The organism is Antribacter gilvus, assembly GCF_003946865.1.
GTDB lineage: Bacteria > Actinomycetota > Actinomycetes > Actinomycetales > Cellulomonadaceae > Antribacter > Antribacter gilvus.
In genome coordinates this window covers 176,833-200,041 of the sequence record NZ_QXTH01000007.1, presented here as the reverse complement: position 1 = coordinate 200,041, position 23,209 = coordinate 176,833, and the positions used below count along the sequence as shown (strand labels likewise).

The following is a 23,209-nucleotide window of genomic DNA, read 5'->3' as shown; positions in this document are numbered from 1 at the left end:
CGCGCGGCGCGTCCGGCGTGGGAACAGCCGGGTCAGGGGATCTCACCCAGGGTTGCCGCCGACATCGCGTGGCGCGCCGTCCGGTCCACCTCACGCAGAGCGGTGGACCGCTGGTCGGCCTGCCAGAGGTTGACGGCGCCGCCGTCGTCCACCGCGCCCAGCGCCACGATGGCCCGGAGCCGGGCGGCCAGCTCCAGCACCCGGGCCCGCCGCCCGTCCAGCTGCGGCACGGGCCAGGTGCCCGTGTGGGTCTGGCGCAGGCGCTCGATGGCGTCCGCGGCGTCGTCCCGCCAGCGCGCCACGTCGAGGGAGTCGAGGGCGTCGGTGGCGCGGACGAGGCTCGTGCGGAGGTCGCGTTCGGCGTCCGAGAGCGAGCCGATCGCGCCGAGCAGGAGGGTGGACCACTCCGGCACCGCGATCAGGTCCCAGCGGACCAGGTGCCCACGCTCCAGGTGGCTGCCGAAGGCGGTGACTGCCGGCACCGCCGCCCAGCTCCCCGCGGGTGTGGTGATCACCACGCACTCGCCGGCGTCCGTGGCCGCGAGGTTGGCGACAGCGGGCACGCCCGCGGCGTCGCCCGGGGCGGGCAGGAGCGCGCAGACGGTGCGCGGGCCGAGGGTCCAGGTCGTCACGAGGGTGTCGAGGTCCGTGCCGTCCGGGAACCCCGGCAGGCCGACCACCTCGTGCGGCTCGTCGTCGCCCTGGACCGACTTCACGGCGGCGGACGTGTCGCCCACGCCCTGCAGCCACAGGGCGAGGACGACACTACGGGGGAGCCCGTCGTCGCGGGTCGCATCGATGTCCACGACGCCACTGTAATAAGCCGTACGACGGCGCGAGGACCTGGCCCCGGCTCGGGTAGTGTCGGGGTCCATGAGCTCGGTTCTCGACCTTTCGGGCGTCACCGTCCGACGTGGCACCACGACCATCCTCGACGCTGTGGACTGGCAGGTGAACGAGGGGGAGCGCTGGATCGTGCTGGGCCCCAACGGGGCCGGCAAGACGACGCTGCTGCAGATCGTCTCCGCGCGCATGCATCCCACCACGGGCACCGCGAACCTCCTGGGAGAGACCCTCGGCAGGGTCGACGTGTTCGAGCTCCGTCCGCGCATCGGGTTCGCCAGCGCGGCGCTCGCGGAGCGCATCCCGGGTCACGAGAGCGTGCGCGACGTGGTGCTCACCGCCGCCTACGGCGTGACCGGCCGCTGGCAGGAGGAGTACGAGGAGCTGGACGAGCAGCGCGCCAAGGACCTGCTCGCGGCGTTCGACGTGGACCACCTCGTGGACCGCACCTACGGCACGCTGAGCGAGGGCGAGCGCAAGCGCGTCCAGATCGCCCGCGCGCTGATGACGGACCCCGAGCTGCTCCTCCTGGACGAGCCGGCCGCCGGCCTCGACCTGGGCGGCCGCGAGGAGCTCGTGGGTGCCCTGTCGGAGCTCGCCGCCGACCCCTCCTCGCCCGCGCTGGTCCTCGTCACGCACCACGTCGAGGAGATCCCGCCCGGCTTCACGCACCTGCTCCTGCTGGGCCACGGCACCATCCAGGCCGCCGGCCCGCTCGAGGAGACCCTGACGGCCGACAACCTCTCCGCCGCCTTCGGTGTCCCGCTCGTCGTGGCGCACGGCGGCGGTCGCTGGCTGGCCCGCGCGGCACGCTGACGCGCCCGGCGCGGACTGGCCGGAAGACACGCCACCCAGACCTCCCGCAGCGACCGGAACCTTGGTAAAGTTCCTGCAAAGGCGCAGGTGAGGCCCAAGACGTGGGCCACCTCGGAGGGAGCACGATGGAGTGGTTGTGGTGGGTCGGCGCGGCACTCTTGCTCGCCCTGATCGAGATCCTGTCTCTCGACTTCGTCTTCATCATGTTCGCGGGCGGCGCGCTCGCGGGCGCCGCCGCCAACGCGGCGGGCGCCCCGCTGTGGGTGCAGATCGTCATCTTCGCGGTCACCTCCGTGGTCCTGCTGCTGACGCTGCGTCCCGTCCTGGTGCGCAAGGTGCACCCGCCGCACACGGAGACCAACACGTCCGCGCACGTGGGCCGCACGGGGTCCGTCGTCCAGGACGTCACGGCCTCGTCGGGCCTCATCAAGCTGATGGGCGAGGTGTGGTCGGCTCGCGCGGCCGACGGGTCGCCGGTCCTGCCTGAGGGCTCTACGGTGCGAGTGGTCCAGATCGAGGGCGCCACCGCTGTGGTCGAGGCCGCCTGAGCACCCTGCACCACCGACCGACTGCACCATCCGAGAGAGCGGGCGCGACCCGCACAGAGGAGAGAGAGCCTTCGTGGGAGATTTCGGGAGCGTCCTGCTCTACCTGATCCTGGCGCTGCTGGTGATCGTCGTCGTCACCGCCCTGCTCCGGGCGGTGCGGATCGTGCCGCAGGCCGTGGCGCTCATCATCGAGCGCCTGGGCCGGTACTCCCGCACCCTCGATCCCGGCCTGCACATCCTCGTCCCGTTCATCGACCGGGTCCGCGCCGGCGTCGACCTGCGTGAGCAGGTCGTGTCCTTCCCGCCGCAGCCGGTGATCACCTCGGACAACCTGGTGGTCGAGATCGACACGGTCATCTACTTCCAGGTGACGGACGCCAAGTCCGCGGTGTACGAGATCGCGAACTACATCACCGCCATCGAGCAGCTCACGGTCACCACCATCCGTAACGTCATCGGTGCGATGGACCTCGAGCAGACGCTGACCTCGCGTGACCAGATCAACGGCCAGCTCCGTGGGGTGCTCGACGAGGCGACCGGCCGCTGGGGCATCCGCGTCAACCGCGTGGAGCTCAAGTCGATCGAGCCGCCGCCCTCGGTGCAGGGTGCCATGGAGCAGCAGATGCGCGCCGAGCGTGACCGGCGTGCGGCGATCCTCCAGGCAGAGGGCATCAAGCAGTCGGCGATCCTGACCGCCGAGGGTGAGAAGCAGTCGGCGATCCTCAAGGCCGAGGGTGACGCCCAGGCGCAGATCCTCCGGGCCGAGGGTGAGTCCCGCGCGATCGTCCAGGTCTTCGACGCGATCCACCGCGGCGACGCCGACCCCAAGCTCCTGGCGTACCAGTACCTGCAGATGCTCCCGCAGATCGCGAACGGCAAGTCGTCGACGATGTGGGTGGTCCCCACCGAGTTCACGGCAGCCCTGGGCAGCATCGCCCAGGGCTTCGGCGGCGGCGGCGGTGGCCTGCCGGGCCCGGCACGTCCGGCGCCCGACGGCGACCGGCCGACCCCGCCCGCTCCCGCCGGCGGCAGCCTGCTGGGCGAGACGAGCCTGCCCGACCCGGCGGAGGCCCTCCGTGAGGCGCAGCGCCAGGCCGAGGCGGCCGTGGCGGACGCGACGAGCGCGGGAACCCGCTCCGGTGCGCCGTTCGACCCGTCGACCGAGGTGGGGCAGCGCCCGCCCGGCCCGGCGACGGCCCCGCTGCCGCCCACGCCTCGCCCGCGCCCAGTCGACGGGGACGAGTTCCCGCCCCCGCCGCCGCCCGCTCCGCCGGCGTACTGACCCGCCGGCGCACTGACCCGGCGAGCACTCTGACGAAGCCCTCCAGCCGATCGGCTGGAGGGCTTCGTCGTGCCCGGAAACGCCGACAGCGTAAAACCTTTGCGAGTGAGCGCTCACTCATTTAGGGTCGACGCTCATGACCACCGACCAGCGCGACGCCGTCCCGGGGGAGCCTGCCGGCCCGGCGAGCGAGCCTGCCGGCCCGGCGAGCGACCGCCGTCGGGCCGCGCCCATGGCGCCCGACGACCGGCGCGCTGCCATCGTCGAGGCCGTCATGCCGCTCGTCGCGGAGCGCGGCCATGCGCTCACCACCAAGGAGCTGGCCGCCGCCGCGGGCGTCGCCGAGGGCACGCTGTTCCGCGTCTTCCCGGACAAGCTCGGGCTCGTCGGCGAGGTTGCCATCACCGGGCTGCGCAGGGCGTCCGACTCCGGGCGCACTCGCGACGAGCTCGCGTCCGTCGACCGTTCCCTGCCGCTCGTCCAGCGCATCACGCGCGTGATCGAGCTGGGCCGGGCCCGGATGTCCGACGCGATCCGGTGGATGACGGTGCTGCGGGGGCTCGCGATGGTCTGCTCGCCCGACCACGGCGACGAGCGGGCCGCCACCCTTCGCACGGAGCTCGCCGTGCAGCGGGAGCTGCAGCGCGCCGTGACCGTCGAGGGCCTCACGGCGGTGCTCGCCCCCGACGCGGACCGCCTCCGGGTGCCCATCTCCGTGGCGGTGGCGATCCTCGAGGCGGCCATCGCCGGGACGCACGCGCGCGTCGACCACCTGCTGCCCGCCCTGCCGCCGGACGTCCTTGCGGACGCCCTGGTGCACGGCCTCCTCCTTCCCGACCCCCGAACCGAGGAGCACTGATGCTTGTCCAGCTCGTCGGGCGATATGTACGCCCGTACCGAGGGGCGGTGGCGCTGCTCCTCCTGCTGCAGCTGCTGCAGACCCTCGCCTCGCTGTACCTGCCCACGCTGAACGCCGACATCATCGACGGCGGCGTGGTGAAGGGTGACATCGGCTATATCTGGACCACGGGCGGCTGGATGCTCGCCGTGTCCCTCGGCCAGGTCGTCGCGTCGGTGGTCGCCGTCTACCTGGGCGCGCAGGTCGCCACCCGGTTCGGGCGTGACCTGCGGCGCGACCTGTTCGGCACCGTGCAGACCTACTCGGCCCGCGAGATGGCCCAGATCGGTGCGCCGTCGCTCATCACCCGCACCACGAACGACGTGCAGCAGGTGCAGATGACGGTGCTGATGACCTTCACCATCATGGTGATGGCGCCGATCATGCTGGTCGGCGGGGTCATCATGGCGCTGCAGGAGAACGTGGAGCTCTCCGGGCTCCTGCTCGTGATCGTCCCGGTCCTCGGCATCGCGGTGGGCCTGGTCCTGTGGCGCATGGTGCCGCACTTCCGCGTCATGCAGAAGCAGATCGACGCCATCAACGAGGTCCTGCGGGAGCAGATCACGGGCTTGCGCGTGATCCGCGCGTTCGTGCGCGAGGAGCGGGAGACGCAGCGGTTCGCCGGCGTCAACGACGCCCTGTTCGACACGTCCCTGCGTGCCGGCCGCCTCATGGCGCTGGCGTTCCCCATCGTCATGCTCGTCATGAACGGGTCGAGCGTGGCGGTCCTCTGGTTCGGCGCGGGGCAGATCGAGTCGGGTGCCATGCAGATCGGCTCGCTCACGGCGTTCCTGGCCTACCTGATGTACATCCTCATGGCCGTGATGATGTCCACGATGATGGTGATGATGGTGCCGCGCGCCTCCGTCGCCGGGGAGCGCATCCACGAGGTTCTCAGCACGGAGTCCTCGGTGGTGGAGCCCACGTCGCCCGTCCGCCTCGAGCGGGCCGACGACGGACGGGTCGCCTCGCGCGGCGAGGTCACCTTCGACGGGGTGTCGTTCGGGTATCCCGGCGCCGAGGCGCCGGTGCTCCACGACCTGTCGCTCGTGGCGGAGCCCGGGCGGACGACGGCGATCATCGGCTCGACCGGCTCCGGCAAGACGACCCTGCTCAACCTCGTGCCGCGGCTGTTCGACGCGACCGCCGGCGCCGTCCGGGTGGACGGGGTCGACGTGCGGGACCTGTCGCAGAAGGACCTGGGGTCGCTCATCGGACTGGTGCCGCAGAAGGCGTTCCTCTTCTCCGGCACGGTCGCGAGCAACCTCCGCTACGGCAAGCCGGACGCCACCGAGGCCGAGATGTGGGCGGCGCTCGAGGTCGCACAGGCCAGGGACTTCGTCGAGGCGCTGCCCGAGGGTCTCGAGGCGCCCGTGGCGCAGGGCGGAACCACGTTCTCCGGAGGCCAGCGTCAGCGGCTCGCCATCGCCCGGGCGGTGATCCGCGACCCGCGCATCTATCTCTTCGACGACTGCTTCTCCGCCCTCGACTACGCCACGGACGCCGCGCTGCGCGCCGCCCTGGCGCCGCGCACCGGCGAGTCCACGGTGATCGTGGTGGCCCAGCGGGTGGCCACCATCCGCGACGCGGACCAGATCCTCGTGCTGGAGCACGGCCGGATCGTCGGCCGCGGCACGCACGCGGAGCTGCTCGCCGACAACCCGACCTACCAGGAGATCGTGACGTCCCAGATGACGCTCGAGGAGGCGGCATGAGCGACCATGGCGGAGCCGCGATCATGCCGGCCGACCGGGTGCGGGTGTCCCGCAAGGCACAGGAGGAGGCGGCATGAGCGCCGACGAGAAGACCCCCGAGGCCGAGCCCGTGGTGCCCATGCGACCGCCTCGCGGCGGACCCGGTCCGATGGGCAGCATGGGCATGCCGGCGGAGAAGCCCATGGACTTCCGCGGCTCGCTGCGACGGTTCGCCGGGACGCTGCGTCCGGAGCGCGCCGGCGTGGTGCTCCTGACCGTGGCGGGCGTGGTGTCCGTGGCACTGACCGTCCTCGGGCCGTGGCTGCTGGGCCGGGCCACCAACGTCATCTTCGAGGGCGTGGTGGGCGCCATGATCGGGCGTACGGCGCCCGGCGCCTCGAAGGAGCAGGCGATCGTGGCGCTGCGCGAGCAGGGGCAGACGCAGGTGGCCGACATGCTCGCGGCGATGGAGAACGTGGTGCCAGGGCAGGGCATCGACTTCGACCGCCTCGGTACCACGCTCGGCTGGGTGGCCCTGGTCTACGCGGGCGCCTTCCTCTTCGGCTGGCTCCAGGCCCGCATCACCACGGGCGTGGTGCAGCGGACCATGCGGAGCCTGCGGGCCGAGGTGGAGGCGAAGCTGCACCGGATCCCGCTGTCGTACGTGGACTCCCACAAACGCGGCGAGATCCTGTCTCGCGTCACCAACGACATCGACAACGTGGCCCAGACCACGAACCAGACCCTGTCCCAGCTCGTGACGTCGCTGCTCACGGTCGTCGGCGTGCTGGCGATGATGTTCTGGATCTCGCCGCTGCTGGCCCTCGTGGCGCTGGTGACGGTGCCGCTCTCGGTGGTGCTCACCATGCAGATCGCGAAGCGGAGCCAGCCGCAGTTCATCGCGCAGTGGGCGGCGACCGGGCGGCTCAACGCTCACATCGAGGAGTCGTTCACCGGCCACACGCTCGTCAAGGTGTACGGGCACCAGGAGGCGGCCGAGGCGAAGTTCGCGACGGAGAACGAGGCGCTGTACGGGTCGTCGTTCAAGGCGCAGTTCGTCTCCGGCATCATCCAGCCGGCGATGGGCTTCTTGTCGAACCTCAACTACGTGGTGGTGGCCGTGGTGGGCGGGCTGCGTGTCGCGTCCGGGTCGCTGTCGCTCGGTGACGTCCAGGCGTTCATCCAGTACTCGCGCCAGTTCACGCAGCCGCTGATGCAGGTGGCGTCCATGATGAACCTGCTCCAGTCCGGGATCGCGTCGGCCGAGCGGGTGTACGCGCTCCTCGACGCGCCGGAGCAGACGGCCGACCCGGCGCCGGGCGCTCTGCCCCAGCCGGTGCGCGGGCGGGTCGTGTTCGAGGACGTCCAGTTCTCCTACACGCCCGACGCGCCGCTGATCAGCGGGCTGTCCCTGACCGCCGAGCCGGGGCAGACCATCGCGATCGTGGGCCCCACGGGCGCGGGCAAGACCACGCTCGTGAACCTGCTCATGCGGTTCTACGAGGTGGACGGCGGGCGGATCCTGCTCGACGGCGTGGACACCCAGCAGATGACGCGGTCCGAGCTGCGGTCGTCCGTCGGCATGGTGCTCCAGGACACCTGGCTGTTCAAGGGTGCCATCGAGGAGAACCTGCGGTACGGGGCGCGGGGCGAGGTGTCGGAGACGGAGCTCGTCGCGGCCGCACAGGCTACCCACGTGGACCCGTTCGTGCGCACCCTGCCCGACGGGTACGACACGGTGGTGGACGAGGAGGGGGCGTCGGTCAGCGCGGGGGAGAAGCAGCTCCTCACGCTCGCCCGGGCGTTCCTCGCCGACCCGGCCATCCTCGTGCTCGACGAGGCCACCTCCTCCGTGGACACCCGCACCGAGGTGCTGGTCCAGGAGGCGATGTCGCGGCTCCGCCAGGGCCGCACGTCGTTCGTGATCGCGCACCGGCTGTCGACCATCCGGGACGCCGACGTGATCCTCGTGATGGAGCACGGCGACATCGTGGAGCAAGGCTCGCACACCGAGCTCCTGGAGCAGGGCGGCGCGTACGCACGGCTGTACGCGAGCCAGTTCGCGGCGGCCGCACAATAGGCGCATGTCCCTCGACGCCTACCGGGGCGTGCTGCGCCTGCGGCCTGCCCGCCACCTCCTGCTCCTGATGATGGTGGCGCGGGTGCCGCATACTGCGGCAGCGATCGTGCTCGTGCTGCACGTGGTCGAGACGCTCGGCCGCTCGTACGGCGAGGCGGGCCTCGTGGGCGCGGTGCTGACGGTGGGCATCGCGGTGGGCTCGCCGTGGCGCGGCAGGCTGCTCGACCGGATCGGGCTGCGTCGCACGCTGGTGCCGTCGATCCTGGTGCAGGCGGTGGCGTGGCCGGTCATGGGCCTCGTGGACTACTACTGGCTCTTCCCCGTCGTCCTGGTGGCGGGGCTCATGGAGCCGCCTGTCTTCGCGCTCGCGCGGACGTCGCTGACGGTCCTGGTGCCCGTGGACAAGCGCCGCTCCGCCTTCGCCCTGGACGCGATCCTCACCGACCTCGTCTACATGGTGGGCCCGGCCACGGCCACGTGGGCCGCCATCACGGTGGGCACCTCGGAGGTGCTGCTCGCGGTCGGTCTCGCCACCACGGCGGCGTGCGTGCTCATCTGGTTCGCCGACCCGCCGGTGAAGGCCCCCGCCGAGGACGTCCCGGCCCTGGCCGACCTCCCGGCGGAGGCCCCGGTGCCCGTCGCCGCCGTGCCGCGCACCCGGCGGCCCGTCTGGGCCGAGCCGGGGCTGTTCCTGCTCCTGGTAGCGTCAGGCGTCGCCATGATCGCGCTCCAGGGCACGGACCTCGGCGTGCTCGCCGCCCTGCGTGAGACGGGCAACCTCATGTCGCTGGGCCTCGTCTACTTCTGGTGGTGCCTCGGCTCCGTCGTGGGCGGGCTCGTGTACGGGGCGTGGCACCGGTCGCTCGACCCGATGTGGCTGCTCGTCCTGCTCGGCGTCGTGACGATCCCCGTCGCACTCGGCACGGAGGTGTGGTCGCTGGCCGCGCTCGTGACCCTGGCGGGCCTCGCCTGCTCGCCGGTCCTCACCGCGCTCACCGAGGCGATCAGCCACCGCGTTCCCGAGGCGCGACGCGGCGAGGTCATGGGCTTCCAGGGCTCCGCGTACACGATCGGCACGGCGGCGGGAGCGCCGCTGTGCGGGTTCGTCATCGACCACGTGGGTGCGTGGGGATCGTTCGCCGTCACCGGGGTGGTGGCGGTCGTGCTGGGGCTGGTGGGCGTCGTCGTGCTGCGGCGGTTCCAGGCGGGGGTGGCGGCGGCCGAGGCCGCGGCCGCCGTCGCCGCCACGGAGGGGGTCGCCGAGCCCGACACGTCCACCGACCAGGACGGGCTCGAATCGGTTCGAGATTCTGTGGCAGGCTGATCGCCTCGCCGCGTTCGCGCGGGTCATCGCCGACCAGAGGAGCGCCATGTCATCGCTGTTCACCCCTCCCGCCGAGGGCCGCACGCCCGACCCGAGCCTGGCCCACCGGCGCGCCGACGCGGTGGTGACCCTCCGTGGTGCGGACGGTGCGCCGCTGGCCAGCCGGGACGTCGTCGTGCAGCAGACGCGGCACGCGTTCCTGTTCGGCTGCATCGGCTTCGACCTGGTCGACCTGGCGAACGGCTACGAGACGTCCCGGTACGGGTCCGACCACCTCGCCGAGGCGAAGGCCGAGCGGGACCGCGAGTACGACCAGCGCCTCGCTGACGCCTGGTTCGGCGTCTTCAACCAGACGACCCTCCCGTTCTACTGGGGGTCGTTCGAGCCGGAGCGCGGCAAGCCCGCCACCGAGCCCCTGCGCCGGGCCGCCGAGTGGTTCGTGGAACGCGGCGCCGTGGTCAAGGGTCACCCGCTCGTGTGGCACACCGTCCAGCCGAGATGGCTGCTCGACGTCGCGACGGGGCCGGGCGGCGTCGACGAGGTGGAGCGGCTGCAGCGCGAGCGCGTCCGGCGCGACGTCGGCGACATGGCGGGCGTGATCGATACCTGGGACGCGATCAACGAGGTCGTGATCATGCCCGTGTTCACCGCGGAGGACAACGCGATCACGCGGCTCGCGCACGTCAAGGGCCGCGTCGAGATGATCCGCCTGGCGTTCGAGGAGGCGCGGGCGGTGAACCCGTCGGCGACGCTGCTCCTCAACGACTTCGACATGTCGACCGCGTACGAGTGCCTGATCGAGGCCGTGCTCGAGGCGGGGATCCGCATCGACGTGCTCGGCCTCCAGTCGCACATGCACCAGGGCTACTGGGGCGAGGAGAAGACGCTCGGGATCCTCGAGCGGTTCTCCCGCTACAACCTGCCCATCCACTTCACGGAGACCACGCTGCTGAGCGGCGACATCATGCCCGCGCACATCGAGGACCTGAACGACTGGCAGGTCGACTCCTGGCCCTCCACGCCCGAGGGCGAGGAGCGGCAGGCCGACGAGCTGGAGCGGCACTACCGGACGCTGCTGTCGCACCCGTCGGTCGAGGCGATGACGTACTGGGGGCTCTCCGACCGCGGCATGTGGCTCAACGCGCCCGGCGGGCTCCTGCGCGCCGACGGCTCGCCGAAGCCTGGCTACTCACGCCTGCACGACCTGATCAAGGGCGAGTGGTGGCTCTCGCCCACCACGCTGCGCACGGACGCCTCGGGCACGGTCCGGTTCAGCGGCTTCCTCGGTGACTACGAGCTGGTGGCCGACGGTGGTTCGGCCGCGGTCTCGTTGGGCTCGCCGGGGCGGCTGGAGCTGGACGCGACACTGGCCTGAGCCGGCGCGCGCGATCGCCCGCGTGATCGGTAGTTCGTCGCATGATCGGCAGTTCGAACTGCCGATCACGCGACGAACTACCGATCGCGACGAGACGGGGTGGGCCGGCAGCGGTATAGCGCGATGTGTAGTAGCGTGCACCGCACCAGTCCGGTGACGAGGGTTACTCTTCACGGATATTTGCCACGAATCGTTCAAAGCTCGCCAAGAGTGTCGAACGCCGCGAGGAGGTACCGTGCAGAACGCCGTCGGCTGGTCGCCGCACCGTCGGGCGAGGTCCGTCACCTGGGGGACCGTCAGCGTGCTCGTCGTCGCCGCCGTGGTCCAGGTCGACTTCTGGCCGCTCACCGCATACCGGCTCTTCAGCACCATCCGGACGGACGAGCGGACGGTGACCCGGCTGATCGCTGTGGTCGACGGCGAGGACCGGTCCGTCACCCCCCGCGGCCCGCTGATCAGTACCACCACGAGGTTCGTCGCGAGCCTCCCGGAGGCCGACGACGCCGCGCGGGCCACGATGCTCGCCACGTGGCTGCCCCACCTGGGGCTCGACCCGGCCGACGTCACGTCCCTGCGCCTGGAGTCGGTGCACCAGGTGCTGGACCCCGAGACGCTCCTCTGGTCCGACGGCACCACCGAGGTCAGCTGGCAGGAGGACCTGTGACCGCCCAGGTTGTCGCCGCCCGCCCTCGCCCGATGCTCTCTCTCGCGCGTCGGCTCGACCAGGCGCTGCTCGCCCCGGCCACGCCGCACGCGCTCGTGCGGCTGCGCACGCTCCTGGCCCTGGTCATGGGGCTCCAGCTCGCGACGACCGACTGGGCCCCGATCGCCGCCCGGCCCGCTGAGCTCACCTACCGGCTGTGGGTGCTGGGCTGGCTCCCGGCTCCGGTGCCGGAGCCGGTCCTGCTCCTGCTGGAGGTCGCCGGTCTCGCGGGCGTCGCGCTCGTTCTCGCACGCCGGTGGCCCCGGGCCGGCTTCGCGCTCGCCTGGGCCTGCTATCTCGTGCTCGCGGGGCTGTGGGGCGCCTCGGGGAAGTTCATGCACAATGACCTTCTCCCGCTGACGGTCGCGTTCCCGCTCCTCTTCGCCCCCGCCGTGCCCGAGGGCGCCGGGCGCGACACCCGCTGGGGCTGGCCTCCGCGAGCGGCACTGATCGTGCTGGCGACCGTCTATTTCCTCACCGGCGCGCAGAAGCTCCGGCACAGCGGGCTCGAATGGGCGTTCGGCGAGAACATGGCGTGGGTGCTGCGGCAGGGGCGGTCGCCGTTCGGGCCTGGGCTGACGCACTTCCTCGCGGACACCCCGCTCCTTCCCCAGCTCCTGGCGAGCGGCGCGCTCGCTCTGGAGCTCGGCGCGCTGGTGCTGCTCGCGCTGCGGCGGACCCGCGTGCCGTTCGCCGTCGCCGCCACGGCGATGCACCTCAGCATCTGGGCCTGCCTGGGGCTCGACTACTCGCCGTGGTGGCTCACCGCCTGGGCTGTAGCCCTGGCGACAGGGCCGGTCCTGCAGCAAGGAGGGAAACCGGGCGGGTGGCGTCGTCGGGCGGCGGACGTCCCGGCGGGCGGCGCCGCCTGGGCGGGCGCCCCGGCGGCCCCGGGCGCCCCGGGCGGCGCAGCGTGAGCGGCCCCGACGTCGTCGTGGTCGGTGCAGGTCCGAACGGCCTCGCCGCGGCTGTGACCCTGGCGCGTTCCGGTCTCGCCGTGACGGTGCTCGAGGAGCAGACGACGGCGGGCGGTGGCGCGCGGACGCTCGGCCTGGGCCTGGCTCCCGGGATCGTGCACGACGTGTGCTCCGCGGTGCACGCGATGGCCTGGGCCTCGCCGTTCTTCCGGGCCTTCGATCTCGAGGCGCACGGCGTCGAGCTCCTCACCCCGAGGGTGTCCTACGGGCAGCCCATCGAGGGCGCGCGGGCGGCGGTGGCGTACCACGACCTCGCCACCACGGTGGCCGCGCTGGGACCGGACGGAGGTGCCTGGGAGGGCCTGCTGGGCCCGGTGGTCCGCGGGTGGCGCGCCGTCGCCGACGCGGGGATGGGGGACCCCGCCGGGCTGGCGGGCAGGGTCCCGGACCTCGTGCGGACGGGCGGCATCCGGCCGCTCGTCGCTCTCGCCCTGCGGGTGCTGGAGCAGGGGACCCCGGCGTGGGGACTCCGCTTCCGGGGGGACGAAGCTCCTGCGCTGCTGTCCGGTGTGGCGGCGCACGCGATCTCCCGGGTGCCGTCGCTGCCGTCGGCCGCCGTGGCCCTGCTCCTGGCGGCGCTGGCCCACGCGTGTGCCGGCTGGGCGGTGCCCCGCGGGGGGTCGCAGGCGATCGTCGACGCGCTGCTCGCCGACCTGGCTGCGCACGGCGGGGTCGTCGTCACGGGGCACCCGGTGCAGTCGGCCGCAGACCTGCCGCCCGCACGCGGCTACGTGTTCGACACCACGCCACGGGTCGTGGCGCAGGTGCTGGGCGACCGGCTGCCGACCCGGGTACGGCGGCGGCTCACGGGGTTCCGGCACGGGCCCGGGGCCGCGAAGGTGGACTTCGTGCTGGCCGGGCCGGTGCCGTGGGCCGCGCCCGGGCTGCGTGAGGCCGGGACGGTGCACCTGGGGGGAACCCGAGGCGAGATCGCCGCGGCGGAGGCGGCGGTGGTCGCAGGGCGGCACGTGGCTCGTCCGGTGTGCCTCGTGTCCGACCCTGCGGTGACTGATCCCACGCGGGAAGCGGGCGGCCTCCGTCCCTTGTGGTCGTACGCGCACGTGCCCGCCGGGTCGACCGCCGACGTGACCGAGGCGGTGACCGCGCAGATCGAGCGGTTCGCGCCCGGGTTCCGTGACGTCGTGGTGGCGTCGAGGTGCGTGCCGGCCGCGCGCATGGCGGACCACGACAGCAACCTCGTCGGCGGCGACATCCTCGGCGGTGCTCTGGGTCTGGGTCGGATCATCACGGGACCCGCGGGGCTCCATCCCTATGGGGTGGGCGTGCCGGGCGTGGTGCTGTGCTCGTCGTCGACGCCACCAGGCCCGGGTGTCCACGGGGCAGGCGGGTACAACGCGGCACTGCACCTGCTGCGGACCCGGTTCGGCGCCGAGGGTGTGGTCCCCTTCACCTGAGCCGTCGATCGACGTTGACGACGCCGAGGAGAGCGAGGACGGCGTTCTCGGCACGCAGGCCGACGCGTACCTCCACCAGGGACCGTCTCGGCGAGCACCGCCGACGACGTGGCTGGGACGACGAGGAGGACGAGGTCGTGCGGTTCGGGCTGGCCGTCCTCGCGGCGGCGGCGCCGTCAGCGGCGGCCGAGGCCGGAGGAGCTCCGGCGGTTCGCGGAGACCCCGTTGGTGCCCGCCGCCCACGAGCGGCTCGTCCGAATGGCGGCGGCCGATCACACGGCAGCGTTGAGCGCCGCCACCACCTGGTCGTAGTCACCGCGCGCCTCGCCGAAGCGGAGGAACTTCACGCGCTCCACCAGGACCTGGTGCGCGTCGGGCCGGGACTCGAGGAGCGCCATCGCCTCGTCGGCGTAGGCGTCGAGCGGCATGGCGTGCTCGTCCGACTCGTGGCCCGGCATGAGTGCGGTCTGGACGGACGGCGGCACCAGCTCCACGACCTCCACCGAGGTGCCGGCGTACTGGAGGCGCAGCGACTCGCTCAGCTGGTGGATCGCGGCCTTGGTCGCGTTGTAGGTGGGCGTGAACCGCAGCGGCGCGTACGCCAGGCCGGACGAGACGGTCATGATCGTCGCGGCCGGGCGGGAGTGCAGGTGCTCGGTCAGCGCGGCGACGAGGCGGATCGGGCCGAGCAGGTTCGTCACGACCATCTCCTCGGCGTCGGCGAGGAAGGCGGGGGAGAGCCAGTCCTCGGCCCGCATGATGCCCGCCATCGCGATGAGGACGTTGAGCTCGGGGTACCGCGCGACGACGTCGGCCGTCGCCGTGGTGATGGACCGCGCGTCCGACGTGTCGATGCGGACGGTGCCGAACCCGTGCTCGGCGGCAAGCTGGTCCAGGAGACCGGTGCGGCGGCCGCCCACGACCACCGTGTTGCCCTTCGCCTGCAGGCGGAGCGCCAGAGCCAGGCCGATGCCGCTCGTCGCGCCGGGGATGAAGATGGTGTTTCCGGAGATGTTCATGCCGTAACCCTGCGGCCGACCGGCCGACGGCGGGAGAGACCCGGTGAACCAGGGACCCGCGATCCCTGGCTCGCGCCGCGCCACGCGCGCAGGATGGTGCCCATGGACCGCGCCGCCCTCGCTGACTTCCTCCGCCGCCGCCGGGAGGCGCTGCAGCCCTCCGACGTGGGCCTCGTCCCGGGGCCGCGCCGTCGGGCACCAGGCCTGCGGCGCGACGACGTCGCGGCGCTCGCGGGCATGTCGGTGGACTACTACGCGCGGCTGGAGCAGCAGCGGGGCCCTCAGCCGTCCGAGCAGATGCTCGCTGCGCTCACCCGGGCCCTGCGCCTCACCGTGGAGGAGCGTGACTACCTGTTCCGTCTCGCCGGGCACGGCGTGCCGCGGCGCGTCCCGCTCGACGCGCACGTGGCGCCCGCGCTCCTCCGGGTCTTCGACCGGCTGGAGGGCACCCCTGCCATGATCCTGTCGAGCCTGGGGGAGCCGCTCGTGCAGAACCGTCTGGCGGCGGCCCTCTTCGGGGACGCGTCGCAGTACTCGGGGTTTGAGCGCAGCGGCATCTACCGGTGGTTCACGGACCCTTCGTCGCGGGCCGTGTACCCGCAGGAGGACCACGAACGTCAGGGCCGGAACCAGGTCGCCTCGCTGCGAGCCGCCTACGGTGCCGCCGAGGGCGGGGCCGGGTCCCGCGCCGGGCGGCTCGTCGCCGTCCTCCTCGAGCGGAGCACCGAGTTCCGCACGCTGTGGGGGCTGCACGAGGTGGCGCGCCGGTTCGAGCAGCACAAGACCCTGGTGCACCCCGAGCTGGGCCGGATCGACGTGGACTGCCAGGCGCTGTTCACCGAGGACCAGTCGCAGGCCCTCCTCGTGCTGACACCCTCGCCGGGGAGCGAGGGGGAGGAGAAGCTGCGGCTCCTCGCCGTGCTGGGCGCCGAGACGTTCGCCTGACCGGTGGTGCGCGGCTTCATTCGAACGGGTTGAAGACCTGCGCGCCAGTGCCCGCGAAGTCCTTGTCGTTGCGAGTCGCGACGGTGAGTCCGTGCTCGATTGCTGTCGCGGCGAGCAGTGAGTCGATCGCCGGGAGCGGTCTTGCCGCATTGATTGCCGCCCACCGCACGGCGACGGCGTGGGTGACTGGGAGCAGCCGGTCTTGATACGCCTGCTCAAGACCTGTCACCCACGTGTCGAGTGCCTCAGCCCTGGCCATGTCACGACGCCCAAGTCGGGCGATGCCTGTACGGAGCTCACCGATCGTCAGGACCGACACTGCGATCTGCTCCGTGCGCAGGCCGCCGATCCACGTGGCTACCCGCGGCGACGGTTCCCGGCGGCGGAGCTCAGACACGACATTCGTGTCGAGGAGAAATCTCATACCAGTTCGTCCAGATCCACGTCTCGGACGAGGCTCTGGTTGCGTGTGATCTCCAGGTCGTCGGCATCAGGACCATGCAGGAGATAGTCGGACAGCTCCAGCCGTGGGCTCGCAAGCTGATGGTACAGATCGATGCTCAACACGACGGCGACCTCTTCACCGTGCCGCGTAATCACCTGCGGCCCGTCCGTGGCTGCCTCCCGGAGCACCTCGCTGAATCGTTGTTTTGCGTCCTGGACCTGCCATGCGTTCATGATGGACCTCCCGTCTGGACAGTCTAGACAGATATACGGACGGCCGCGATAGGTTCCATCGAACAGGTGAGGACGGGAGAACCGCATGGAGCTGCAGGCCGGTGCGCCGGAGGCGTACCTGGGGGCGGACGACGTCGTGGAGGCCAGCGCCCCGGAGGTCGTGGAGCTCGCGGCCCGGCTGCGGGCCGAGCACCCGGGAGACACCGCGTTCGCGCGCGCCGCGTTCGAGTGGGTGCGCGACGAGGTGGCGCACTCGGTCGACGCCCAGGACCCGCGCATCACCGTGACCGCCACCGAGGTGCTGGAGCGCCGGGTGGGGCTCTGCTTCGCGAAGTCGCACCTCCTGGCGGCGGTGCTCCGCGCGGGCCGGGTGCCCGCGGGCCTCTGCTACCAGCGGTTCGGCGACGGAGACGCCGCCATGCTCCACGGCCTGGTCGCCGTCCATCTGGACGGCGCCTGGAGCCGCCAGGACCCACGGGGCAACAAGCCCGGCGTCGACGCGCAGTTCTCGCTCGGCGCCGAGCGCCTGGCCTGGCCCGCAGACCCGGCGGCAGGCGACCTCGACTACCCGCAGGTGCTGGCCGCGCCCGCCCCGGTGGTGCTCGCTGCGCTCCGAGGGTCCGACGACGCCCTGGCCCTCTGCGCCGGAGGCCTCCCCGGCGCGCTCTGACGATCTCCGCACCCCGACCTACCATCGCAGCATGGGTAGGGTGGCGCGCTGATGGGCGCGGGGCACACGCACGACCATCTCGGTGGCGCGATCGGCGCGCCCGACCACCGCGGTCGGCTCGCGGTGGCGTTCGGCATCACCGTCGCGATCCTCGTCGCGCAGGCCGTCGGCGCCGTCATCACCGGCAGCCTCGCCCTGCTGGTCGACACGGCCCACCTGCTCACCGACGCCGTCGGGCTCGGCATCGCGCTCGGCGCGGCCTGGCTCGTGCGACGCCCGGCCTCCGGCCGGCGCACCTGGGGCTTCCGCCGCGCGGAGGTGCTCGCCGCCCTCGGCCAGGCGGCAGTGCTCCTCGCCGTGTCCGTGTACGTGCTGGTCGAAGGCGTGCAGAGACTGTTCGGGCCGCCCGAGGTGCCCGCCACCGAGCTGCTCGTGTTCGGCGTCATCGGCCTCGCCGGGAACGTCGTGGCGCTCGCGGTCCTCGCCGGCGGGCGACGCGAGAGCCTGAACCTGCGCGCCGCCTTCCTCGAGGTCGTGGGCGACGCGCTGGGCTCGGTCGGCGTGATCGCCGCCGCCGTCGTCATCGCGGCCACCGGATGGCAGCAGGCCGACGCCGTGGCGGGCCTGCTCATCGGCGCGCTGATCGTGCCGCGGGCCCTCGTGCTGCTGCGTGACGCCACGAGCGTCCTCCTCGAGTCCACGCCGCCCGGCCTCGACCTGGACGACGTCCGCGCCCACCTCCTTGCGCTCGACCATGTCGAGTCGGTGCACGACCTCCACTCCTCCCTGATCGCCACGGGCCTGCCCGTGCTCACGGCGCACGTCGTGATCACCGACGGGTGCTTCCGCGACGGTCACGCGCCGCGGATCCTGGACGACCTCCAGCAGTGCGTCGCCGAGCACTTCGACGTCGCGGTGGAGCACTCCACGTTCCAGCTCGAGCCGGCCGGTCACGTGGGCCACGAGCGGCCCTGTCACGACTGAGGTGCGCAAACACCGGTCAGTCCCACCACAGCCGCCACCACTCGACGGGCTCGGGACCGTCGTGGGCCTCCGGTCCGTGGACGGTCCCCGGCAGGTGGCCGTGCCACGGCGTGATCTCGTCGGGCCTGCCGAGCGCGTCGTCGACCCCGAGCGTGGCGAGGTGCTCGATCAGCTGGTCGCACGCGCACCCGTCGTCGTGCCTGCGGGTGATCTCGAGCGCGTCCGGGACGCCCACGATGACGCCCTCGACGGTCACGCGCTCGTCGCAACGGGCCGGTCCCACCACGTAGCCGTGCGCCACGAGCTGCCCGGGGTGGGCGGCGACCGCGCGGAGCACGTTGCCGAGCGTGGGCCCGTCGTTCTGCCGGTCCGCCAGGTCGTCCTCCTCCAGGACGTCGAGCAGTGCCGCCGCGGCGGGTGCGTCGAGGTTGTCGAACCGGAGCAGCTCGGAGCCGCACGGGCCACCGGTCAGGTCCGGCAGGTCGGCGAACATCGGGGCGAGCGCGCGGTCTGCCCCGAGCTGGAGCAGGCGCCCGTGGACGTGCTCCGGCCAGCCGGTCCAGCAGTCCCGCAGCTCGACTGCGGTCTGCCGCGCCCAGTCGGCTGCCAGGTCGATCGTGCTGGTGCTGAGCGGGTACATGATCGGGCTCTCGGCCCGGCGGCGCTCGGTCGGCGGCATCGGCTCTCCTCGGTCGGGCCGGCCCCGATGGGCCGGCTCCAACCACCCTGGCTCGGCGGCCTGCCCGGCGCCGGGCGCTGGAGCCCTCGCCTGTGGACAGCCGAATGTGGTCGGCCTCGGACCGTTGAAAACCCGTGCGTCCGTACCGTGAGAACTTCCGCCTTCGCCATGGCTCTCGCGAAATGTGCGCGCTAACATTTCGCTTTGTCCGTTTGCTCCGCACTGGAACGAACGGGTGGTCGTCCGCAGTCCCGGCAGCGCCGCCAGGCCCGGACGACCTGCTGCGAGGCGTGCCGGGCACAGCCGCCCGGCGCGCTCCACCCTCGAGCTCCAGGAGTCCCTGTGCACAGAAGAACCTCACGGCTGCGCGCCGCCCTGGCGGGAGCAGCCGCCACCGTCCTGGTCGCGGTCGGCCTCACCGCGCTGCCCGCGGTCACGGCCTCGGCCGCGCCGAGCATCGGCCAGTGGTACGTCATCACGAGCGCCCACTCAGGCATGGCGATGCAGATCGCCGGCGGCTCCACCGCGACGGGCGCAGAGCTGGTCCAGCAGCCCCGCACGAACGCCACGAGCCAGCAGTTCCGGCTCGTCGACTCCGGCGGCGGCTACTACCGCCTCCAGGCGCGCCACTCCAACCAGGTGCTCGACGTCTACGGCTGGGACGCCGCGGACGGCGCCACGATCGCTCAGTACACGGACCTCAACGGCACCAACCAGCAGTGGTCGATCACCGAGCAGAGCGACGGCACCTACAGCTTCGTCAACCGGTTCTCCGGCAAGGCCCTGGACCTGTGGAACTTCTCCACGACGGCGGGGTCCCGCATCTCGCAGTACACCCCTAACGGCCTGGCCGTGCAGCGGTGGATCCTGAACCCGGTCACCACGACCGCGCTGACCAACCCGATCCGGTCCAACGGCGCCGACCCGTGGATCGAGTTCTGGGACGGCTACTACTACCTGTCGACCACCACGTGGGACTCCACGGTGATCATGCGCCGCGCCACCACTCTGGCCGGCCTGAAGACCGCCACGGACACCGTCGTGTGGGACGACTCCGGCGTCGCCAGCCGCTGCTGCAGCCACTGGGCGCCCGAGTTCCACCGGATCAACGGCACGTGGTACCTCATGTACACGTCAGGCAACTCGCAGACGAACCTCGACGGCCAGAAGCTGCGCGTGCTCCGTTCCACGAGCAGCACGCCCATGGGCCCGTACGAGTTCATGGGCACGCCGCTGCCCAACCAGTGGAACATCGACGGCAGCTACCTCGAGCTCAACGGGAGCCTCTACCTGCTGTGGTCGGAGTGGGTGGGGTCCAACCAGTCCATCCGGATCGCGTCCATGTCGAACCCGTGGACGGTGTCGGGCAACCACTACACGATCTCCCAGCCGAGCTACTCCTGGGAGACGGTGGGCGCACGCGTGAACGAGGCGCCGGCCATCCTGCAGCGCAACGGCCGCACGTTCATGACCTTCTCGGCCTCGTCGTGCAACACCCCGGACTACAAGCTCGGCCTGCTCGAGCTGACCGGCAGCAACCCGTTGCAGGCGGCGTCGTGGACCAAGAAGTCGACGCCCGTCTTCCAGCAGGGCAACGGCGTGTACGGGCCGGCGCACAACGGGTTCTTCTCGTCGCCCGACGGTACCGAGCAGTGGCTCGTCTACCACGGCAACACGTCGTCCAGCCAGGGCTGCGGCTCCACGCGGCAGACCCGCGTGCAGAAGATCAGCTGGAACGCGGACGGCACCCCGAACTTCGGGACGCCCGTGTCGAGCGGCGTGACCCTCACGCCCCCGTCGGGGGAGTAGCCCCAGGCGGCCCGACGCCGGTGGGTCACCTTCCGTACGGAAGCCGACCGACCGGCGTCGGGCACCACGGCCTGAGAACATCTCCTCGTGGACGACTCCCAGCGCTGCCCCTGCAACTCCGGTGACACCTACGGCGACTGCTGCGGCCGCCTGCACCGCGGGGGTGCCGCGGCCACCGCGGAGGCGTTGATGCGCTCGCGCTACAGCGCCTTCGTGGTGCGCGACGCCGACTACCTGCTGGCGACCTGGCACCCCAGCACCCGACCGGACCCGCTGGACCTCACCGACGACCCGCAGTGGCGGCGGCTCGAGATCCTCGCCACCGAGGCCGGCGGGCCGTTCGACGCCACGGGCGTGGTCGAGTTCTCCGCGCGCTACCGGTCGGGCCCGGAACGGGGAGAGCTGCACGAGGTCAGCCGCTTCGTCCGCGAGGGCGGCCGCTGGTTCTACCTGGACGGCACGTACCGCTGATCCGGGCTGCACTCCCCACGAGCGCCGAAGGCGTCGTCGCCGTCGGCGCCCGTGGGGCGCGCCCGGGCCCGGGGCCGTGGTGGTGTCGTCGTTGACCTCACCTGGTCCCGGGCCCGGTGGTGCGCGCGCCGGGAAGGGCGCGCCCTCGGGGGAGCTGGGTCCTGCGGCCGTGCCGCGGGGATCGTCTTCCGCCGTCGTGCGCCCCATCGCGCGCCGGCGGGTCCTGCTACGCCATCACGCTGCCTGCCGGCTCGAAGACCTGGCGCATGTGAGCGAGGGCGCCCTCGAGGATCTGCGACACCCGTTCGCGCGTGACGCCGAGCCGACGGCTGATCTCGTCGAGCGACCGGGACATGCCGTCCACGAGGCCGAAGCGGAGCTCGAGGACCCTGGCCTCGAGCGCGTCGAGGTGGCTGAGGGCCTGGCGGATGCGGCCCAGGGCGACGGGCGTGCCGAGCGGCGCCTCAGGAGCCCAGGTCGAGGCGGCGGTGCCGCTGGCGGCGACCGCGCGGGCGACGGAGCGGCGGACCCACCGGCGGGCGTACCCGCTGAACGAGCCGCGCTCAGGGCTGTAGGACTCGACGGCGCGGACGAGGCCGAGGCTGCCCTCCTGGACCAGGTCCGCGTAGGGCAGGTGACCCACCCAGCTCTTGGCGACAGCCGGGACGAGGTGCAGGTTGGCGAGGACGAGCCGCTCCTTCGCGGCGCGGGCGTCCGCGACGTCCGCCTCCAGGCGGGCGCGGAGGGCAGGGGTGACCGCGACCGCGGCGAGCGTGCGAGCGGCGGCGGTGCCGGTCGTGACGCGGGCCAGGAGGAGCGACTCCTCGGCGGAGGTCAGGGGCGGGGTGTGCGCGATGGCCGTGGCGTACTCGCGGGGTAGCGCAGGCAAAGGACTGGAATGACTGCCGCGTGGTGAGCGGGGTGCGCGGGTAGATCTCATGGGATTCTCCTCGTGCGGGGCCCGCCCGGTGATGGCGAGCGCTTGCCTTGGAGAATATTCACCTTAGGTACGGTCTGGGAAGAGTCAAGTTTTCGCTGTGAGAGATCGCGGGTCGGTCACGACCCGTCCGGGGCACGGATAATCGACCGGTGACAGACCTCAACGTGGTCCGGGTCGAGGACCCCGCCGACGCGCGCCTCGCCGACTACACCAACCTCACAGACGTGGCCCTGCGGGCCAAGCACGAGCCTGCCAAAGGCCTCTACATCGCGGAGAGCTCGACGGTGATCCGTCGCGCGCTGGCCGCCGGGCACCGGCCACGGTCGTTCCTGATGGCCGAGAAGTGGCTCGCCTCGATGTCCGACGCCGTCCCGGAGGGCGTCCCCGTCTTCGTCGCCGCCGACCCGGTGCTGGAGGCCGTGACGGGCTTCCACCTGCACCGCGGGGCCCTGGCCGCGATGCACCGCCCGCCGCTCGTCCCGGTGCACGAGCTGCTCGCCGCTGCCCGGGGCGGGGCCGGGGCGCGCCGGGTCGCTGTGCTCGAAGACCTCGTGGACCACACCAACGTGGGCGCAGTCTTCCGCAGCGCCGCCGCTCTGGGGGTCGACGCGGTGCTCGTGTCGCCCCGGTGCGCCGACCCCCTGTACCGCCGCTCGGTGCGCGTCTCCATGGGCACCGTGTTCCAGGTGCCGTGGACCCGGCTGGAGACCTGGCCCGGCGGCCTGACCGCACTGCAGGACGACGGCTACACGGTGGCGGCGCTCGCCCTGTCCGACGACTCCGTGTCCCTCGACGAGCTCGTCGCCGACCTGCCCGAGCGGCTCGCGCTCGTGCTGGGCGCCGAGGGCGACGGCCTCTCGAGAGGCGCCGTCGAGGCCGCCGACCTCGTCGTCCGCATCCCCATGGCGGGCGGCGTGGACTCGCTCAACGTCGCGGCCGCGTCAGCGGTGGCGTTCTGGGCGACGCGGTAGCGCGTGTCGTGCAAGGGGGGAAGGCGAACGGGCGGTCGCTAGGTGTTGTGGGTCTCACCCCTGAACGCTGTTGCGTTTTTCGCAACCG

23 protein-coding genes are annotated in these 23,209 nt (G+C 72.3%); 17 read left to right on the top strand and 6 right to left on the bottom strand.

Features of this window, described 5'->3' with window-relative positions; translation table 11 throughout:
* Positions 1–32: 32 nt before the first annotated feature.
* Positions 33–806: a hypothetical protein gene (locus tag D1350_RS13740; protein ID WP_338068174.1), complete on the bottom strand. Its 774-nt coding sequence runs from the start codon at positions 804–806 to the stop codon at positions 33–35.
* A 67-nt stretch (positions 807–873) separates the two neighbouring features.
* On the opposite strand from D1350_RS13740, the gene D1350_RS13735 reads away from it, so the two are divergent.
* From D1350_RS13735 to D1350_RS13685, 11 genes are all read left to right on the top strand, one after another.
* On the top strand, positions 874–1,659 hold the full coding sequence (locus D1350_RS13735) for an ABC transporter ATP-binding protein (RefSeq protein ID WP_125776582.1): 786 nt from the start codon (positions 874–876) through the stop codon (positions 1,657–1,659).
* 101 nt (positions 1,660–1,760) lie between these two features.
* Positions 1,761–2,207, top strand: coding sequence for an NfeD family protein (locus tag D1350_RS13730; RefSeq protein ID WP_338068173.1), 447 nt, complete (start codon positions 1,761–1,763; stop codon positions 2,205–2,207).
* 73 nt (positions 2,208–2,280) lie between these two features.
* The gene (locus D1350_RS13725) at positions 2,281–3,489 is read left to right on the top strand and encodes an SPFH domain-containing protein (RefSeq protein WP_125776581.1); all 1,209 of its coding nucleotides are present in this window, start codon (positions 2,281–2,283) and stop codon (positions 3,487–3,489) included.
* A gap of 136 nt (positions 3,490–3,625) precedes the next feature.
* Positions 3,626–4,348 (top strand): TetR/AcrR family transcriptional regulator, encoded by a 723-nt coding sequence (locus D1350_RS13720; protein WP_125776580.1) that lies wholly within the window; start codon positions 3,626–3,628, stop codon positions 4,346–4,348.
* A complete protein-coding gene (locus tag D1350_RS13715) occupies positions 4,348–6,102 on the top strand; it encodes an ABC transporter ATP-binding protein (RefSeq protein ID WP_125776579.1) in 1,755 nt (584 codons plus the stop codon). Before D1350_RS13720 ends, D1350_RS13715 begins: the two co-directional genes overlap by 1 nt.
* A 73-nt stretch (positions 6,103–6,175) precedes the next feature.
* The gene (locus D1350_RS13710; RefSeq protein WP_125776578.1) at positions 6,176–8,161 is read left to right on the top strand and encodes an ABC transporter ATP-binding protein; all 1,986 of its coding nucleotides are present in this window, start codon (positions 6,176–6,178) and stop codon (positions 8,159–8,161) included.
* Between the two features lie 4 nt (positions 8,162–8,165).
* A complete protein-coding gene (locus tag D1350_RS13705) occupies positions 8,166–9,485 on the top strand; it encodes an MFS transporter (RefSeq protein ID WP_125776577.1) in 1,320 nt (439 codons plus the stop codon).
* Positions 9,486–9,531: 46 nt separating this feature from the next.
* On the top strand, positions 9,532–10,860 hold the full coding sequence (locus tag D1350_RS13700) for an endo-1,4-beta-xylanase (RefSeq protein ID WP_125776576.1): 1,329 nt from the start codon (positions 9,532–9,534) through the stop codon (positions 10,858–10,860).
* Between the two features lie 235 nt (positions 10,861–11,095).
* Positions 11,096–11,524, top strand: coding sequence for a hypothetical protein (locus tag D1350_RS13695; RefSeq protein WP_125776575.1), 429 nt, complete (start codon positions 11,096–11,098; stop codon positions 11,522–11,524).
* Positions 11,521–12,480 carry a hypothetical protein gene (locus D1350_RS13690; protein ID WP_125776574.1) on the top strand — a complete coding sequence of 320 codons (960 nt, stop codon included), beginning with the start codon at positions 11,521–11,523 and terminating at the stop codon, positions 12,478–12,480. The genes D1350_RS13695 and D1350_RS13690 overlap by 4 nt, the downstream gene beginning before the upstream one ends.
* Positions 12,477–13,955 (top strand): phytoene desaturase family protein, encoded by a 1,479-nt coding sequence (locus D1350_RS13685; RefSeq protein ID WP_125776573.1) that lies wholly within the window; start codon positions 12,477–12,479, stop codon positions 13,953–13,955. The genes D1350_RS13690 and D1350_RS13685 overlap by 4 nt, the downstream gene beginning before the upstream one ends.
* Positions 13,956–14,227: 272 nt before the next feature.
* Here D1350_RS13685 and D1350_RS13680 read toward each other — a convergent pair whose 3' ends face one another.
* A complete protein-coding gene (locus tag D1350_RS13680) occupies positions 14,228–14,974 on the bottom strand; it encodes an SDR family oxidoreductase (protein WP_125776572.1) in 747 nt (248 codons plus the stop codon).
* A gap of 102 nt (positions 14,975–15,076) precedes the next feature.
* On the opposite strand from D1350_RS13680, the gene D1350_RS13675 reads away from it, so the two are divergent.
* On the top strand, positions 15,077–15,919 hold the full coding sequence (locus D1350_RS13675; RefSeq protein ID WP_125776571.1) for a helix-turn-helix transcriptional regulator: 843 nt from the start codon (positions 15,077–15,079) through the stop codon (positions 15,917–15,919).
* Between the two features lie 16 nt (positions 15,920–15,935).
* On the opposite strand, the gene D1350_RS13670 is transcribed toward D1350_RS13675, so the two are convergent.
* On the bottom strand, positions 15,936–16,343 hold the full coding sequence (locus D1350_RS13670) for a type II toxin-antitoxin system VapC family toxin (RefSeq protein ID WP_125776570.1): 408 nt from the start codon (positions 16,341–16,343) through the stop codon (positions 15,936–15,938).
* Complete coding sequence (locus tag D1350_RS13665) at positions 16,340–16,597, bottom strand: type II toxin-antitoxin system Phd/YefM family antitoxin (protein ID WP_125776569.1); 258 nt, start codon at positions 16,595–16,597, stop codon at positions 16,340–16,342. The genes D1350_RS13670 and D1350_RS13665 overlap by 4 nt, the downstream gene beginning before the upstream one ends.
* Before the next feature lie 85 nt (positions 16,598–16,682).
* On the opposite strand from D1350_RS13665, the gene D1350_RS13660 reads away from it, so the two are divergent.
* Both D1350_RS13660 and D1350_RS13655 read left to right on the top strand, forming a co-directional pair.
* A complete protein-coding gene (locus D1350_RS13660; RefSeq protein ID WP_125776568.1) occupies positions 16,683–17,267 on the top strand; it encodes a transglutaminase-like domain-containing protein in 585 nt (194 codons plus the stop codon).
* Between the two features lie 51 nt (positions 17,268–17,318).
* Positions 17,319–18,251, top strand: a complete 933-nt coding sequence (locus D1350_RS13655) for a cation diffusion facilitator family transporter (protein ID WP_125776567.1) — start codon at positions 17,319–17,321, stop codon at positions 18,249–18,251.
* A gap of 16 nt (positions 18,252–18,267) precedes the next feature.
* Here D1350_RS13655 and D1350_RS13650 read toward each other — a convergent pair whose 3' ends face one another.
* Positions 18,268–18,930 carry a hypothetical protein gene (locus D1350_RS13650; protein ID WP_125776566.1) on the bottom strand — a complete coding sequence of 221 codons (663 nt, stop codon included), beginning with the start codon at positions 18,928–18,930 and terminating at the stop codon, positions 18,268–18,270.
* Between the two features lie 342 nt (positions 18,931–19,272).
* On the opposite strand from D1350_RS13650, the gene D1350_RS13645 reads away from it, so the two are divergent.
* Both D1350_RS13645 and D1350_RS13640 read left to right on the top strand, forming a co-directional pair.
* Positions 19,273–20,739: a family 43 glycosylhydrolase gene (locus D1350_RS13645; RefSeq protein ID WP_125776565.1), complete on the top strand. Its 1,467-nt coding sequence runs from the start codon at positions 19,273–19,275 to the stop codon at positions 20,737–20,739.
* Between the two features lie 87 nt (positions 20,740–20,826).
* Entirely contained in the window at positions 20,827–21,210 is a 384-nt protein-coding gene (locus D1350_RS13640) for a YchJ family protein (RefSeq protein WP_125776564.1), read from the top strand.
* 226 nt (positions 21,211–21,436) lie between these two features.
* Here the strand turns inward: D1350_RS13640 and D1350_RS13635 are convergent, their stop codons facing one another.
* Positions 21,437–22,099: a sigma-70 family RNA polymerase sigma factor gene (locus tag D1350_RS13635; RefSeq protein WP_164545170.1), complete on the bottom strand. Its 663-nt coding sequence runs from the start codon at positions 22,097–22,099 to the stop codon at positions 21,437–21,439.
* A 200-nt stretch (positions 22,100–22,299) separates the two neighbouring features.
* Here D1350_RS13635 and D1350_RS13630 point away from each other — a divergent pair, with 200 nt between their 5' ends.
* Entirely contained in the window at positions 22,300–23,121 is an 822-nt protein-coding gene (locus D1350_RS13630; protein ID WP_125776562.1) for a TrmH family RNA methyltransferase, read from the top strand.
* Positions 23,122–23,209 lie beyond the last annotated feature (88 nt).